The sequence below is a fragment of the uncultured Sulfitobacter sp. genome, from assembly GCF_964021855.1.
GTDB lineage: Bacteria > Pseudomonadota > Alphaproteobacteria > Rhodobacterales > Rhodobacteraceae > Sulfitobacter.
In genome coordinates this window covers 258,013-273,008 of record NZ_CAXHZD010000002.1, presented here as the reverse complement: position 1 = coordinate 273,008, position 14,996 = coordinate 258,013, and the positions used below count along the sequence as shown (strand labels likewise).

Below are 14,996 nucleotides of genomic sequence, written 5' to 3'. Positions count from 1 at the left end.
GCGTCTTCCGAGTGAACCACGAAAAAAATCACCTGTCACGCGGCGGCGCAGCAAGTTTACGAACAAGTCGAATTATCGGCTGGTTGATGCCTAGAATGGCAGCGCCGCGCCTTCGCGTAGAACAGCGCGGATCGCGGGGACATAGCTGTCACCATCAGAAACATGCGCTGCCCCTTCATGCATGATCAAAGGCGCACAAAGCCGAAAAGCCCCGCGGCCCGATTTGCGCGCCCGCAAGATAATCAGCTCTGCCATACGTCCGATGCGCGGGGCAATCGGCAGCACCTCGATGCTGCCCATATCATGTGGCAAGGCGCGGATCAGATCCGGAAGCCGTTCCGCCCGATGGATGAAATGCGCCTGCCCTTTCGGGGCCAGCCGTTTGGCAGCGATTTCGACCCATTTGGCCAGCGGGGTTTGTTCACCCAATGCGGTCTCGCGTACACTGTCCTGCGAGGCGATAGATGCAGCACGGTCAAAATATGGCGGGTTCGCCAATACGTGATCAAACTGCCGCTGCCGCAGGGGTAAGGGCAGCGTGGCAAGATCGGCCTCGATCACCTCGAACTCCGAATGATTGCGCCGCGCCAATTCGGCATAGGCTGGCTGAACCTCGACCCCGGTTAGCGATAGCCCCGACACCCGCGCCCCAAGACAAAGTGACGCAGCCCCCACACCGCAGCCCAGCTCTAGCACACGTTGACCGGGTGTCGCCGGTACAGTTGCTGCTAGCAGAACGGGGTCGACGCCCGCCCGATACCCTTTGCGCGGCTGCCAAAGATGCACTTTACCGCCTAAAAAGGCATCGTGGGTCAATTCATCGGTGGGAAAACTTTGCACGGGGTCAGTCAGGCAAACCGGTGGGAATATCGTTATCCCGCAGCACCCGCAGGGCCGCGCTGTGCTTATCCTCGTGAACCATTAACCTGCGCGGGAAAATCCCGATACCGCCTTCAAGCACGCTCATATTTACGTCCAAAGGAAAGCAGTCTATATCCTCGCCCTGAAGAAGGGCGCTGGCAAAAGCAATGATCGTCGGGTCGGTCGTGCGCAAAAGTTCCTTCATAACAGAGATGTAAGTGCAATCGCGCAAGATTGTCGAGCCTTCAGATGGGGTCATGTAAATGAAGAACGACGCAAGTCAAAAACCGCATGACCAGATGGCCAGCTATCTTGCTGCCGACATGGCAGCGGTCAACGATCTGATCCGCGATCGCATGGCCTCCGAACATGCGCCCCGAATTCCCGAAGTAACGGCGCATCTGGTCGAGGCAGGCGGCAAACGTCTGCGCCCCATGCTGACCTTGGCGGCGGCCCATATCTGTGGCTATGACGGCCCCTATCACATCCACCTTGCCGCCACTGTCGAGTTTATTCACACGGCCACTTTGCTGCATGATGATGTTGTCGACGAAAGCGGTCAGAGGCGCGGGCGCCCCACGGCGAACCTGCTGTGGGACAACAAATCATCGGTGCTGGTGGGCGACTATCTGTTTGCGCGCAGTTTCCAGTTGATGACCGAAACGAATAACATGCGCGTGCTTGCGATCCTGTCCAACGCCTCCGCGACCATCGCCGAGGGCGAGGTGCTACAGCTGACGGCAGCACAAAACCTGGCCACCGACGAATCCGTCTATCTAAAAGTCGTGCGGGGAAAGACAGCAGCCCTGTTTTCGGCGGCGACCGAGGTCGGCGGCGTTATGGCCGGTGCCCCTGCAGCCCAGATCAAGGCGCTGTATGATTATGGTGATGCCTTGGGCATCGCGTTTCAAATCGCAGATGACCTGCTGGATTATCAAGGCGACGCCAATGCGACCGGCAAGAACGTTGGCGATGATTTCCGCGAACGCAAGCTGACCCTGCCCGTGATCAAAGCCATCGCCAAGGCAGACGACGAAGAACGCGCCTTTTGGACCCGGACGATTGAAAAAGGGCGTCAGGAAGACGGCGATCTGGACCACGCGCTTGCCCTACTGAACAAGCATGACACGCTATCGGCAACCCGCGCCGATGCCATGGCATGGGCGGCACAGGCCAAGGACGCTTTGCACGCACTGCCCGATCACCCGCTGCGTGGAATGCTGCATGACCTCGCCGACTATGTCGTGGCGCGTCTCACCTAAGGACTTCGGCCGCAGTAACCCACCAATCAGGATGCGCGTGGTCAATCCGGCCAGCCGCGTGGTTTGCAGCCTGTTCACTAGCGTATAGGCCAAAGCAGGTCGCCCCCGATCCTGACATACGCGCCAGCAACGCATCATCCAGCGCGGCAAGGCAGGCGGCGATGTCAGGCACAACGCCAAGCGCGGCCTGTTCCAGATCGTTGCGCTGCGTCGACAGCCACGCGGCAAACCCTTGCGCAGAATCAAAGGCTGGAATGCTGTCGGGCATCGGCTCGTTGTGCCGCGATACCAACCGTTTAAAGACGTCGGGCGTTGACACGGATTTATTCGGGTTCACCAGAACCAGCCAGCAGGGCGGTAGCGGCGGCACTGGTGTCAGCAACTCTCCGACGCCGCGCATACGCTGGGGGCCATCGTGCAAACAGACGGACACATCAGCACCCAAGCTGGCGACATCCTTTGGCAACGGAATGTCCCAGTGATGGCTCAGCAGCTTTAGCGCGGTCGCCGCATCCGCAGACCCACCGCCGATGCCTGCCGCCGCCGGTAACACCTTGGTCAACAGCAACCGCGCGCCCCGCGTGCCATCCGGATCAAGCAGCCGCGCCGCGCGGATCACAAGGTTGCGGTCATCCAAGGGGGCCGCGTCGGCATAGGGGCCGTCGACATACAGCTCCAATTCGGATGAGGCGGCAACGCTCAGCGTGTCACCAACGGCGGCGCGCACAACCAGACTGTCCAACAGATGATACCCGTCGGATCGCTGGCCGGTCACATGCAGTGTCAGGTTGATCTTGGCCCAAGCTGGTTCGGATACAGCTGAACCAAATGCGGCACTGTTTGTGCGCATCAGTCCGCCGAAACCTTGGTTAACGGGTCTGCGCCTTCTTCGGCCAGCACGGCGTCCAAACCGATCTCAAGCTTGCGGCGCATACGGTCGGGGTCTGCCTCGCTGTCGGTGTCTTGCGGATCGACAAAGGACAACGCCCGACGCCATTGGAATTCAGCCTCGCGTTCGCGGCCAACGGCCCAATAGACATCCCCCAGATGGTCGTTCACCACAGGATCGACGGCAACCAGCTCAACCGCGCGCTCCATCTGCGACACGGCCTCTTCATAGCGGCCAAGGCGGTACAAAACCCAACCCAGTGAATCGACGATATAGCCCGATCCCGGGCTGGCCGCGACAGCGCGCTCGATCATGTTCAGCGCCTCGTCCAGATTGCGCCCCTGCTCAACAAGGGAATAGCCCAGATAATTCAACACCTGCGGCTGGTCGGGGTTGATCGCCAGCGCAGCGCGGAAATCTGCTTCGGCGTCTTTCAGATCACCACTGCGTTCTTCCGATATGCCGCGCGCGTAAAGCAAAACCCAGCGTTGCGGGTTCGTCTCTGACGTCTTGGTGATCGCCATATCATAGGCTGCAATCGCTTCGTCAAACTTGTCTTCTGCACGCAGCGCGTCGCCAAGGGCGGAATGCACAGACGGCAGTTCACCGTGGCTGCGCGTCAATTGTTGCAGGACCTCAATCGCGCGACCGGGTTTACCCGATCGACGCAAAGCCGCCGCGCGGCCCAGTTCAGCCGCGTGATATGCCGGATCACTGGCGGGGACATTTGCAAGCTCGGCAATCGCAAGATCATATTGCCCAAGGCTTTCAAGCAAATCGGCAGTCAGCAACAACGCGTCAATATGATCAGGGTTCAGATAGCGCGCGATCCGCGCATATAGCAGCACATAATGATCGCCCGCCGATTCACTGCGCAACACCGCCGCAAAGGTAAAGAACACCTCGGCGATGCCCGCTTTGGCATCATTGATTTGTGTGAACTTGACCGGCTCCCCGCTCTCCAGCGCCGAAATCAGTGCTTCAAGCTCGGGGTCCGTACTCCCCCGGAAACTGGAGTTCAGAAGCGCAAGCGCCTCGGCGTTGCGATCAAGCTGGCCCAAAATTTCGGCGCGCGCGATCACCCCGCGACGGGTATTCCCTGCGGCCCCTGCCTCGTTCGAGGCAAAGATACGCTCGGCCCCTTCAAAATCACCGACCGACGCCAGTGCAAGTGCTTTGTGATACATCACAAAACCCTGCATCCCGGGTTCCCGGCTTAGGCTGTCAAACTCGGCCACGGCTTGGGTCATGTCGCCCTTGCCAACGTAAGCCCACGCCTTGACCAACCCATCGACCCAAGGGCCAATGCCCGCGCTGTCGCCTGTTTGCGCCAGCAACCCTTCGTAATCACCCCTTTGCGCATTGTCGGCGGTGGTCACCAGATGCGCGACCTGAGAGGTTTGGTTGTTTGCCGCTAGCACCTTGGCCAAGGGAACCGCCTTGGCGATGTCACCCAAAGACAGATAGGCAAGGATCGTGCTTTCCAGCAGCTCGACATTCATACTGTCACGCGCCAACGCACGGCCATAATAATCGGCGGCTTCGGCAAAATCACTGCGCACGGCAGCATGACGCCCGGCCAGATACGCACCCGACACCGATTGCGCGCCCACAGGCAGTGCGCCGACGACACCCACAGCGATGACGCTGGCAGAAAACAACAGATTACGGATCATATATTCAGGCCTTATCTTGTTTGTTTAACGCTATCACGTTCACCCTCAGGCGCAATGGCACCCCGCGGCGGCGCACGCAGGCGTGAGCGACAATCGGCCCTTTCCAAAGGCAAAAAGGCGCGCCGAAGCACGCCTTTTCATCATTACGTTAGAGATTGGTTTACATGTTTGGATAATTCGGGCCGTCGCCGCCTTGTGGCGTGGTCCAAACGATATTCTGCGACGGGTCTTTGATGTCGCAGGTTTTACAATGCACACAGTTTTGGAAGTTGATGACAAAGCGCGGGTCTTTGCCCTCTTCCTCGACGAACTCGTACACGCCCGCGGGGCAATAGCGCGCAGACGGGCCAGCATATTCCGGCAGGTTCACATCAACCGGTATGGACGGGTCTTTCAATGTCAAATGCGCAGGCTGGTTTTCATCGTGGTTCGTGAATGAAAACGCAACGTTGGTCAGACGGTCAAAGGACAATTTGCCATCGGGCTTGGGATAGTCGATCTTTTTGTGCTTGCTGGCTTTCTCGGTCGCCTCGGCATCGGATTTTCCGTGGCCAATTGTGCCCAACAGGGAAAAGCCCAACGTGTTGGTCCACATATCGAACCCACCCACGGCCAGCGATGTCATCAGGCCATATTTGCTCCACAATGGTTTGACATTGCGTACTTTTTTCAGGTCTTTGCCGATCTCACCGCTGCGTACGTCTGCTTCATACTCAGACAGTTCATCGCCTGAACGACCTGCTTGAATGGCCGCGAACGCCGCTTCGGCGGCCGCTTTGCCGGACAGCATTGCGTTGTGGTTGCCCTTGATGCGCGGCACGTTGACCATACCCACGGAACAGCCCAGCAGCGCCACACCGGGTGCGACCATCTTGGGCATCGACTGATAGCCACCTTCGGTGATCGCGCGCGCACCATACGCCACGCGTTTGCCGCCTTTCAGCAGCTCGGCGACCATCGGGTGATGTTTGAAACGCTGGAATTCCATATAGGGGAACACATGCGGGTTTTTATACCCCAAGTGCACAACGAAGCCGACATAGACCTGATTGTTTTCAATGTGATAGATGAACGAACCACCACCGGCATTGCTGTTCAAAGGCCAGCCCATCGTGTGCGTCACGGTGCCTTCTTTGTGCTTGGCCGGGTCGATTTCCCAGATTTCTTTCATGCCAAGGCCGTATTTCTGCGGCTCTTTACCGGCATCCAGATCGTATTTCGCGATCACCTGCTTGGACAGGCTGCCGCGCACACCTTCGGACAGGAAGACATACTTACCGTGCAGTTCCATGCCGGGTTCGTAATTGTCGCCTTTGGTGCCATCGGGGTTGATCCCAAACTCGCCAGCAACAACGCCTTTGATCTCGCCATTCTCGCCATAGACCAGTTCGGAGCAGGACATACCGGGGAAAATCTCGACGCCCATTTCTTCGGCCTGCTCGGCCATCCAGCGGCAAACATTCGCCATCGACACGATATAGTTGCCGTGGTTGTTCATCAGCGGCGGCATGGGGAAGTTTGGCACACGGATTTTGCCCGCCTCGCCCAACATGTAAAAGTTGTCTTCCTTGACCTTGGTCTTGATCGGCGCGCCTTTTTCTTTCCAGTCCGGCATCAACGCGTCCAGACCGATCGGGTCCAATACGGCACCCGACAGGATATGCGCCCCGACTTCGGAGCCCTTTTCCAGCACAACCACGTTGCAGTCAGCATCCAGTTGTTTCAACCGGATCGCGGCTGACAGGCCTGCAGGACCAGCGCCAACAATAACGACGTCATATTCCATTGCTTCGCGTTCAACTTCGGCCATTTGGGGCTCCTCTTCGGGCAGAAAATGGGTTTGGATTTGGCTAAACCAGCATGGCTTGCTTTGCAATCGCGACACGACGTTAAAATGAAGGGTCGCGACAGTTTCGTAACAATATAATGCGCCAGCCGTCATAATGTTTCGCAACGCGAAATGGATCAGACCCGCGGGTCGCCCATAAGATAGCGCGGCCCTTGGCCGTTTTCGCCCGCCTTGTCCTTGGGATTATAGAGCGCGCAGGCTTTGAGGCTTAGGCAACCACAGCCGATACAGCCGTCCAGATCGTCGCGCAGCCGGGTCAATGTGGCAATCCGCTGATCCAGTCCGGCGCGAAAGGATTGGCTGATACGCGCCCAATCAGCCTTGGTCGGGGTGCGCCCGCCGGGCAAACGGTCAAGCTCGGTTTTGATCTGCGGCAGGGTGAAACCAAACTGCTGGGCAATCATCACAAAGCTAAGCCGCCGCAAATCCGCACGTTCAAATCGCCGCTGCCCACCGGCATTACGCCACGGCCTGATCAGCCCTTGCGCCTCGTAATAGCGGATAGCCGACACGGCCAGCCCCGTGCGCCGCGCCAGCGCCCCAATAGATAACCCATCATTTACAGCCATAATTCCCCTCGTAAATAACCCCTTGACCTAAAGTTAGGTTTAGAAATTAGAAACAACAGGGTCAACACAACAACAAGGAAAGACCCACCATGTCCGCTCAGATTGAACACGCAAATATCACTGTAAAAAACCCCGATGACACCGCCGCCTGGATGCTTCAAATTTTCGGATGGCATGTCCGTTGGCAAGGCGATGCGATTGCCGGGGGCCGCAGCGTCCATGTCGGCACGCAGGACCAGTATATCGCCCTTTATACCCAGAAAGAGGGGCTGAAATCAGCCCCAAGCAGCTATACGACAATTGGGGGACTTAATCATATCGGCGTGGTCGTCGATGATTTGGACGCAGCAGAGGCCGCCGTCAAAGCGCAAGGATTCGAAACTAAAAACCATGCCGACTATGAGCCGGGGCGGCGGTTTTACTTTCACGACAATGACGGGATCGAATACGAGCTTGTTGAATACGGTGAATAAGCGCGCATTGGCGCAGCTACGCGCACTCGGCCCTTGCAATCACGCGCCAGTTTAGGTCAGGTAAGGGCTAATTTAAATCGGTTGCACCCTCGGATCCGCTCCGGGGCTGTGACCCTCATTGCGTGGACGACCACAATGGAAAAAATCCCGATGACCCGCGCCGGTCACACTGCTTTGGAAACTGAACTAAAGCACCTGAAGACGATTGAACGTCCTGCAATCATCAAGGCGATTGCCGAAGCGCGCGAACATGGTGATCTGTCCGAAAACGCCGAATACCATTCCGCCAAGGAAAAACAGTCCTTTATCGAGGGCCGCGTGAAAGAGCTTGAAGGCGCGATTTCGCTGGCGGATGTTATTGATCCATCGAAAATGTCCGGCTCTATCAAGTTTGGTGCCAAGGTGACATTGGTGGACGAAGACACCGATGAAGAAAAAACCTATCAGATTGTTGGTGAATACGAGGCCAACATTGAAAAGGGTCTTTTGAACATCAAATCCCCCATTGCACGTGCGCTGATCGGCAAAGAAGAAGGCGACAGCGTCACGGTGCGTACACCGGGAGGCGAAAAATCGTATGAGGTACTCAAGATCATCTACGCTTGATCCGGGGCAATCGACATGACCGATACCACGCCTGCCACCCCACCAAAGTCGCAGCGCCAACCCGCGCGCTCGACCCCTTTTGGCGTTTATTCACGTCCGAATGACCAAGCGATTTCCAGCATCGAAGTCATTGCCATTGCGCTGAGTGTGCTGTGGCTGTTGGGCTGTGGCATCTTCTTTTTGATGCAACCCTCTGACACCGCACCGGACACCGGTGATCGCGGCCTAAGGTTCGTAATGACCACCTTGGCCATTTTCATGCCGCTTGCGATGATTTGGGTCGCGGCCACCGCCGCGCGTGCCAGCCGAGTGATGCGTACAGAAAGCCAGCGTTTACAGGCTGCAATTGATGCCATTCGCCAAGCGTATATTGCCCAGCAGCACGGCAAAACCTTTGAGACAGATGCATCGGTCACCCGCAAGCTGGACGAAATCGCCGCCGCCGCGCGTAAGACCGAAACGGCCCTTGCCACATTCCAAACCCGCCGCGATGCACCACCACGTGCGACGGCCCCCGTCGCCGCGCCAGCACAGTCAGATGATCAACCGACTTTGGCGCTTGGCACCCAAGCCAGCGATATGGTGCCAGCACTGTCCCATGATGATTTCATTCGCGCGCTGAACTTTCCGGAAACGGCAGAAGATACCGAAGGCTTCACCGCCCTGCGCAAAGCATTGAAAGACCGCAACGCATCGCAATTGGTGCAAGCCGCCCAAGACGTGCTGACCCTGCTCAGCCATGACGGCATTTACATGGACGACCTGCACCCAGACCGTGCCCGCCCCGAAGTCTGGCGCGAATTTGCCCAAGGCGCGCGCGGGCGCACCATCGCGGCCCTCGGTGGGGTGCGCGATCGGTCGTCCCTCGCCCTGACCAATGCCCGGATGAAACAAGACCCGATTTTTCGCGATGCGGCACATCATTTCCTGCGCCGCTTTGATCGCGTCTTTTCCGGGTTCGAGGCACAGGCATCCGACGGTGAAATCTCGGCGCTTGCCGAAACCCGCACGGCGCGTGCGTTCATGTTGTTGGGCCGTGTGGCCGGGACGTTCGACTAACGCCCTAAATCCCGAATGATCCGTAGGGGATATACCGCACCATATCGCCCGGGCGCACATGCACAGCCGCGTCCGGCAATTCCACCAGACCTTCCGCCCAGCTTAGCCCGCTGATCCGGCCCGACCCTTCCGAGGCGAAAACCTCGACCCGGCCATCGCGCATCCGCGCGCGCAGAAACTCCCGGCGCCCCGGTTTTTTGCGTTTTTCAAACGCTGCAGGCACGTCAAATCCTTGCGGTGTGGTCCATTCTTGCCTTGCCATCACGGACAACGCCGGCCGCGCGAAAATCAGCGTGCACACCATTGCGGCGACCGGATTTCCGGGTAGGCCAAAGACCGGCATGCCCTGCCACATCCCCAGTGCCAAGGGCCGCCCCGGTTTCACCGCCACCCGCCAAAGCGACAGCGCACCCGCCTCTTCCAGCAGGGCTGATACGTGATCCTCGTCCCCAGCAGAGGCACCACCGCTGGTCAGGATCGCATCCACTTGGCCTTTGGCACCGTTCAGGCGGGCGCGCAGCGCCGCGCGGTCGTCACCGACATGGCCCAGATCAACGGCCCTATGTCCGAACTGCTGGGCCAGCGCCAAAAGCATCGGCCGGTTGGCGTCATAAATCTGCCCTTCAGAGGCGGCAGCGCCCGGTTCCACGATCTCGTCGCCCGTTGAAATGACACCAATCCGCAGCGGCTGGTAGACCTCCAGCGCATCATTTCCCGTCGCCGCCATAAGCGCCAAGTCGGCTGCGGTAACGCGACGTCCCGCGCGCGTAACAACGTGGCCTTGGAGAACATCCTCGCCCGCCTTGCGGGTGTTTGCGCCCTGCTTGATCGGGCCGTTGAACAACACGGCACCACCCTCGATCCGGACGTCCTCTTGTAGCACCACGGTATCAACGCCTGTGGGCAGCGCGGCACCTGTCAGGATACGGATGGCCTGCCCTCCTGGCACGGTTCCCGGCGCATCCCCAGCTGCAGCGCGGCCATCCACCAAGGGCAATTCATGCGGTCCAACGCCCCGCCCACCTGCAAAACCATAGCCATCAACCGCAGTATTTGGCAGCGGCGGGTTCGCGCGCTTGGCGCTCACGTCCTGCGCCACAACGCGCCCCAACGCGGCACCAAGCGGCACGGTTTCAACCGACACCACGGGCGACAATCGGGACCTCAGCAACGACAGCGCCTCGTCCACAGGCGTCCAATGCACACCCGGCGGCAGCGCAAAGCAGTCATTACGCAGCGGAGGGGCGGATTTCATACGGTCCTCGAAACCTAACCCGAAAATCCAGCCTTCTTCGGGGGCGTACACGTCCAGCATTTCGGCCAATGCCGCATCTGATAATGCACTCATCTGACGTGCAAGCTCTTGCACCTGCCACGCGTCCTTGATCACTCCATCCGGCGCGTCACCAACCGTCAACGATGGCCAGACCTCAACAAAGGCTACAGGGCGCTTAAGTTGTTCAAAGGGCCATACGTTGATCATTCCATGAAACCGTTTGCGCAGACGCGACAGCACCGGCAGGCCCATGAGCACCTGCGATCCGACGGCCCCGACCCCGCCCATCTGCCAGCAGGAAAACGAGCCTTTGGCCCGGCTTTCCGCCTGCCGCTTCTCAGGAAACTGGTTCGCATATCCATCCTTTGTGCGCGGCAAACCGGGAATATCGCGGTTGGACAAACCATTGAACCAAAAGGGGCCTTCCCCATCGCCAAGCCCAAGGTTCATCTCAGCCGCCAGATCAAAGCGGTTGTTGGTCTCGGGGCTGTCTTCGATCCGCGCCTCGAACCAATCCCACAGCACAAGGGGGTCCGCATAACCGGTCAAAGCCTCGGCAAAACCGGCAGGATAGCCGAAGGGGAAATCAAAGCCGATCATCACACGGCGCTCTGCCTCAAGCTCGGCCCGGATCAAATCGACGATCCACGCCTCGGCCACAGTTCTGTTGCGCAAATATACCGGATCTTGCGCTTGCCCGTTGCGGGTCACTCCGGCCCAGATCGCATCCTTGCGCGGGCTGGCACCGGTATCATTGCCACCCGACCAATCGATCACCACAAATGTATCGAAACCGCTCACAGCCCGACCTCGGCCAAAATGAAATCAGCAATCGCGACGGTATCATTCAAATCAAAAACCGGGCGGTCCAAGTCAAGCGGGGTGTCGCTGGCAACCGCCTTAATGGTGTCATCACCCGGCGCGATCAAAGGGTTGCCCGGCTCAGTCCGGTGCGCCTCGATCTTGGGGTGAGCGTCGCGTTTGTAGCCTTCGATCAACACCAGATCGACGGGACTTAACCGCGCCAGCAGCGCCTCTAGCGTCGGTTCTTCCTCGTCGCGCAGTTCGTGCATCAGCGCGACGCGGTTGCGCGAGGCCAGCAGAACCTCGCGGGCACCGGCGACGCGGTGGCGGTGGCTGTCCTTGCCCGGATGATCCACCTCGAACGTGTGGTGCGCATGTTTAACCGTCGACACGCTGAAACCCCGCGCGGTGATCTCGGCGACCAGCCGTTCCATCAGCCCCGTTTTACCTGCGTTTTTCCAGCCCGTGACGCCGTAAACCCTCATAGCATGCCCTCGGCGGTTTTCAGGTCATCCGGCGTGTTGACGTTGAAAAACGCGGCCTCGTGGGGGAACAATGCCTCGCGCCCCTCGTGTTGTTGGGTCCACATCACCACCTTGCGCAGCCCGCCGTTCAGTGCCGCGCGCAGATCATCGCGTAACGCAACGGGCCACAGGCCAAACGTCGGATGCCGCGCAGTTCCGCGCGTGTCGTCCGGTGTTGCTGCCAACACCAGCGGATGGGTCATCCCCTCGCTGGCCAGCAGCAACCGTGGCACCAAATCGCCCGGGAAAAAAGGCGTATCCGCAGCGGCGGTGACGATGGTATCGGCACCGCGTTCAGCGGCCCAATCCATCCCCGCAAGGACACCCGCCAAGGGGCCCACAAAACCGTCGATACTGTCAGGCAGAACCGTCAGTTTAAGACCGTCAAATCGCGCCGCATCACCATTGGCATTCAACGCCAGTTCCGCGACCTGCGGCGACAAGCGTTCCACCACATGAGACAGCAATGTGCGCCCGTCCAGCGTCAGCAACCCCTTGTCGCCGCCGCCCATGCGCGTGGCCTGCCCACCAGCAAGAATAACCCCAAGTGGTTGTTTCATTCCGATCCCTTCCGCCCTGCCCGTTTGGGTTCATCCACCACCAAATCAGGGTCAGCGTCGCGCACAAGGCGGTCTTCTCCGGCGAGGCAGATGAAACGTTTTCCCTTCATCCGGCCGATCAATGTCAGGCCAACCTGGTTCGCGATTTCAACGCCCCATGCGGTAAATCCGGACCGCGACGCCAGCACCGGAATACCCATCATCGCGGTCTTGATCACCATCTCTGAGGTCAGACGCCCGGTAGTGTACAGGATCTTGTCATCGGCACGCACGTTCTCAGACAACATCCAACCAGCGATCTTATCGACCGCGTTATGACGGCCCACGTCTTCCATATAAACCAAGGGCTTATCACCCTGACACAGAATCGTTCCATGAATGGCACCGGCCTCAAGATACAGGCTGGGTGTGCGGTTGATCTGCGCGCTTAGACGGTAAAGCCACGAGGTATGCACCGGCGTGGCGGGCAGGCTAACGCCCTCCAGCCCCTCCATCATATCGCCGAAAACCGTGCCGACGGCGCAACCGCTTGTGCGGGTTTTCTTGCGCATCTTGTCTTCGTAATCGGTTTTTCGGGCGGTGCGAACCACGACGACCTCAAGATCTTCGTCGTAATCAACGCGGGTAATTTCCTCGCCGTCGCGCAACATGCCTTGGTTGCGCAGGAACCCAAGCGCCAGATATTCGGGGTAGTCGCCGATGGTCATGGCCGTCACGATTTCCTGCGCATTCAGAAAGATCGTGAGCGGGCGTTCTTCGACGACATTGATGGTCAATTCCGCCCCGGTGTGATCGCGCCCTTTGACGGCACGGGTCAGGCGCGGTGCCCCCGGCTGCGGGGCGATCAGATAGGTGTCGGTGTCACTGTTTACAGGCAATTGCATCCCCTTCGGACCACGGCTAAGGATATGAGGATAGCCTAGGGGTAAAGCATGTCCATCACCACCACGAAATCGGCCTTTCGCAAGGGCCTGGCCGATGCGGCCCCGTTTGTTTTGGTGATCATTCCGTTTTCATCCCTGTTCGGCATTCTCGCGACCGAGGCAGGGTTGAGCGTGTTTGAAACGTTGGCGTTTTCTGTCGTCGTGATCGCGGGTGCCGCGCAGTTTACCGCGCTGCAACTAATGCAGGAACATGCGCCAACAGCGATTGTTCTGGCCTCGGCGCTGGCGGTGAACCTGCGCATGGCGATGTATTCCGCGTCTCTGACGCCCTACATCGGTGCAGCGCCGCTGTGGCAACGTGCCTTTGCGGCCTATCTGACGGTCGATCAATCCTATGTCTGTTCGATGGCTCAATACGAAAAACAACCGGACATGACCGTGCCGCAGCGGATGTCGTATTTCTTTGGCTGCGTGACACCGATTGTACCGCTTTGGTATTTGTTTACGCTGATCGGTGCCTTGGTGGGGGCGCAAATCCCCGACAGCTGGGCGTTGGATTTCGCCCTGCCCATCACCTTTCTGGCGATGATCGCGCCGATGTTCCGCACACCTGCACATGTGATGGCGGCGCTGGTCGCGTCAGTTGCATCGTTAGCAACGGCAGGCATGCCCTATTCGCTGGGTTTGATCGTGGCGGGGATGGTCGGCATGATGGCCGGTGCGCAAACCGAACTTTGGCTTGATCGCCGGTCGGAGGGCGCAGCATGATGATCGACAAGGGGACATTGTGGTTTGTGATCATCGCCCTTGGCATCGGCAGCTTTGGCTTGCGCTTTGTCTTTACCGGATTGGTGGGCGACCGCGAGATGCCGGCATGGCTGCTGCGCCATCTGCGTTATACAGCCGTTGCCATTCTGCCTGCCTTGGTGGTCCCGCAAGTGTTCGCCCCCGCCGCAACCGGCGGGCAGTTCGACCCCGCGCGCTTTGCGGCGGCTGCTGTTGCGCTGACTGTGGGGATCATCACCAAGAACGTTTTGCTGGCGATTATAAGTGGCGGTGCCACGCTATATGGATTGCTTTGGTTACTCGGCTAACAGGGCCGCCTGCACACCATCAAGCACGTGACCTGCGTCATTTTCATAGTACTGCGTCGTGGTGACATTTGGCAGCGCTGCAAATCTCTCGGACAACTTAGCGGGATAGTAGGTTTTGCCGATTTCTTCGAAACCCGGCACGTCCGACAGCAAGCTTGATGTCGCGCTGGCGCAATAGGCCGCGGGGACCTGCCCGTTTGTCATCACCGCTTTTAGAACCTGTTCGGCCTGCTGTTCGGTCACCTGAATGGTCTGACTGCGCACGTGGTGGGTTTTACGGGCGTGCGAGGATTTATAGGCCTCGACCCAGTTCGGCGACATACCATAGAGCACATCACCCCGTTCAATCACCCGTGGGTCGCGAAACGACCCTGCCGGGTCAAAGATCACCTGCTGCGACCCGTTCACCAGCAGCGCCGTATGCGCGCCGCCGCCCGAGCGGTTGTTCACCATGGTCAGCAATGTCAGTGATTTAGGGCCCGGCGCAGAATAGGCTGCAGCGGCAACTTCGGCCGGTGAGTTATCAATGCCGGTATCGTTCGCACATGCCGCAACGATTGCGACACAGGCCAGTGCCATCCAAATACGCATAGTTATCGTCCTGTCGGGT

The 14,996-nt window shown here is 58.9% G+C and carries 17 protein-coding genes; 6 read left to right on the top strand and 11 right to left on the bottom strand.

Annotated features, from left to right (window positions below; all coding sequences use genetic code 11):
• Positions 1-90 precede the first annotated feature (90 nt).
• A complete protein-coding gene (locus AADJ11_RS07580; RefSeq protein ID WP_341233922.1) occupies positions 91-840 on the bottom strand; it encodes a methyltransferase domain-containing protein in 750 nt (249 codons plus the stop codon).
• Positions 841-844: 4 nt separating this feature from the next.
• Positions 845-1,066 carry a DUF2007 domain-containing protein gene (locus AADJ11_RS07575; protein ID WP_093916049.1) on the bottom strand — a complete coding sequence of 74 codons (222 nt, stop codon included), beginning with the start codon at positions 1,064-1,066 and terminating at the stop codon, positions 845-847.
• A 58-nt stretch (positions 1,067-1,124) separates the two neighbouring features.
• On the opposite strand from AADJ11_RS07575, the gene AADJ11_RS07570 reads away from it, so the two are divergent.
• Positions 1,125-2,123 (top strand): polyprenyl synthetase family protein, encoded by a 999-nt coding sequence (locus tag AADJ11_RS07570; RefSeq protein WP_341233921.1) that lies wholly within the window; start codon positions 1,125-1,127, stop codon positions 2,121-2,123.
• Here the strand turns inward: AADJ11_RS07570 and AADJ11_RS07565 are convergent.
• The 4 genes from AADJ11_RS07565 to soxR form a co-directional block, all read right to left on the bottom strand.
• A complete protein-coding gene (locus tag AADJ11_RS07565; protein ID WP_341233920.1) occupies positions 2,116-2,973 on the bottom strand; it encodes a 4-(cytidine 5'-diphospho)-2-C-methyl-D-erythritol kinase in 858 nt (285 codons plus the stop codon). The two genes, AADJ11_RS07570 and AADJ11_RS07565, sit on opposite strands and share 8 nt — an antisense overlap.
• Entirely contained in the window at positions 2,973-4,688 is a 1,716-nt protein-coding gene (locus AADJ11_RS07560) for a tetratricopeptide repeat protein (protein ID WP_341233919.1), read from the bottom strand. The genes AADJ11_RS07565 and AADJ11_RS07560 overlap by 1 nt, the downstream gene beginning before the upstream one ends.
• A 160-nt stretch (positions 4,689-4,848) precedes the next feature.
• The gene (locus AADJ11_RS07555) at positions 4,849-6,498 is read right to left on the bottom strand and encodes an electron transfer flavoprotein-ubiquinone oxidoreductase (RefSeq protein ID WP_341233918.1); all 1,650 of its coding nucleotides are present in this window, start codon (positions 6,496-6,498) and stop codon (positions 4,849-4,851) included.
• Positions 6,499-6,653: 155 nt separating this feature from the next.
• Positions 6,654-7,106 carry a redox-sensitive transcriptional activator SoxR gene (gene soxR, locus AADJ11_RS07550; protein WP_341233917.1) on the bottom strand — a complete coding sequence of 151 codons (453 nt, stop codon included), beginning with the start codon at positions 7,104-7,106 and terminating at the stop codon, positions 6,654-6,656.
• A gap of 89 nt (positions 7,107-7,195) precedes the next feature.
• Between soxR and AADJ11_RS07545 the strand changes: the two genes are divergently transcribed.
• From AADJ11_RS07545 to AADJ11_RS07535, 3 genes are all read left to right on the top strand, one after another.
• A complete protein-coding gene (locus AADJ11_RS07545; RefSeq protein WP_341233916.1) occupies positions 7,196-7,579 on the top strand; it encodes a VOC family protein in 384 nt (127 codons plus the stop codon).
• Positions 7,580-7,714: 135 nt separating this feature from the next.
• Positions 7,715-8,185 (top strand): transcription elongation factor GreA, encoded by a 471-nt coding sequence (gene greA, locus AADJ11_RS07540; RefSeq protein ID WP_341233915.1) that lies wholly within the window; start codon positions 7,715-7,717, stop codon positions 8,183-8,185.
• Between the two features lie 15 nt (positions 8,186-8,200).
• Positions 8,201-9,244 carry a hypothetical protein gene (locus AADJ11_RS07535; RefSeq protein WP_341233914.1) on the top strand — a complete coding sequence of 348 codons (1,044 nt, stop codon included), beginning with the start codon at positions 8,201-8,203 and terminating at the stop codon, positions 9,242-9,244.
• Positions 9,245-9,248: 4 nt separating this feature from the next.
• Here the strand turns inward: AADJ11_RS07535 and glp are convergent, their stop codons facing one another.
• Genes glp through AADJ11_RS07515 form a run of 4 tightly spaced genes read right to left on the bottom strand, consistent with a single transcriptional unit; the run spans position 9,249 to position 13,292 of the window.
• Positions 9,249-11,321, bottom strand: coding sequence for a gephyrin-like molybdotransferase Glp (gene glp / locus AADJ11_RS07530; protein ID WP_341233913.1), 2,073 nt, complete (start codon positions 11,319-11,321; stop codon positions 9,249-9,251).
• The gene (mobB, locus tag AADJ11_RS07525; RefSeq protein ID WP_341233912.1) at positions 11,318-11,809 is read right to left on the bottom strand and encodes a molybdopterin-guanine dinucleotide biosynthesis protein B; all 492 of its coding nucleotides are present in this window, start codon (positions 11,807-11,809) and stop codon (positions 11,318-11,320) included. Before mobB ends, glp begins: the two co-directional genes overlap by 4 nt.
• Positions 11,806-12,408 (bottom strand): molybdenum cofactor guanylyltransferase MobA, encoded by a 603-nt coding sequence (mobA, locus tag AADJ11_RS07520; protein ID WP_341233911.1) that lies wholly within the window; start codon positions 12,406-12,408, stop codon positions 11,806-11,808. Before mobA ends, mobB begins: the two co-directional genes overlap by 4 nt.
• Positions 12,405-13,292, bottom strand: coding sequence for a formate dehydrogenase accessory sulfurtransferase FdhD (locus AADJ11_RS07515; RefSeq protein ID WP_341233910.1), 888 nt, complete (start codon positions 13,290-13,292; stop codon positions 12,405-12,407). The genes mobA and AADJ11_RS07515 overlap by 4 nt, the downstream gene beginning before the upstream one ends.
• 48 nt (positions 13,293-13,340) lie before the next feature.
• Here AADJ11_RS07515 and AADJ11_RS07510 point away from each other — a divergent pair, with 48 nt between their 5' ends.
• On the top strand, positions 13,341-14,060 hold the full coding sequence (locus tag AADJ11_RS07510) for an AzlC family ABC transporter permease (protein ID WP_341233909.1): 720 nt from the start codon (positions 13,341-13,343) through the stop codon (positions 14,058-14,060).
• A complete protein-coding gene (locus AADJ11_RS07505) occupies positions 14,060-14,386 on the top strand; it encodes an AzlD domain-containing protein (RefSeq protein ID WP_341234472.1) in 327 nt (108 codons plus the stop codon). Before AADJ11_RS07510 ends, AADJ11_RS07505 begins: the two co-directional genes overlap by 1 nt.
• On the opposite strand, the gene AADJ11_RS07500 is transcribed toward AADJ11_RS07505, so the two are convergent.
• Entirely contained in the window at positions 14,375-14,977 is a 603-nt protein-coding gene (locus AADJ11_RS07500) for a hypothetical protein (protein ID WP_341233908.1), read from the bottom strand. The two genes, AADJ11_RS07505 and AADJ11_RS07500, sit on opposite strands and share 12 nt — an antisense overlap.
• Between the last annotated feature and the right edge of the window lie 19 nt (positions 14,978-14,996).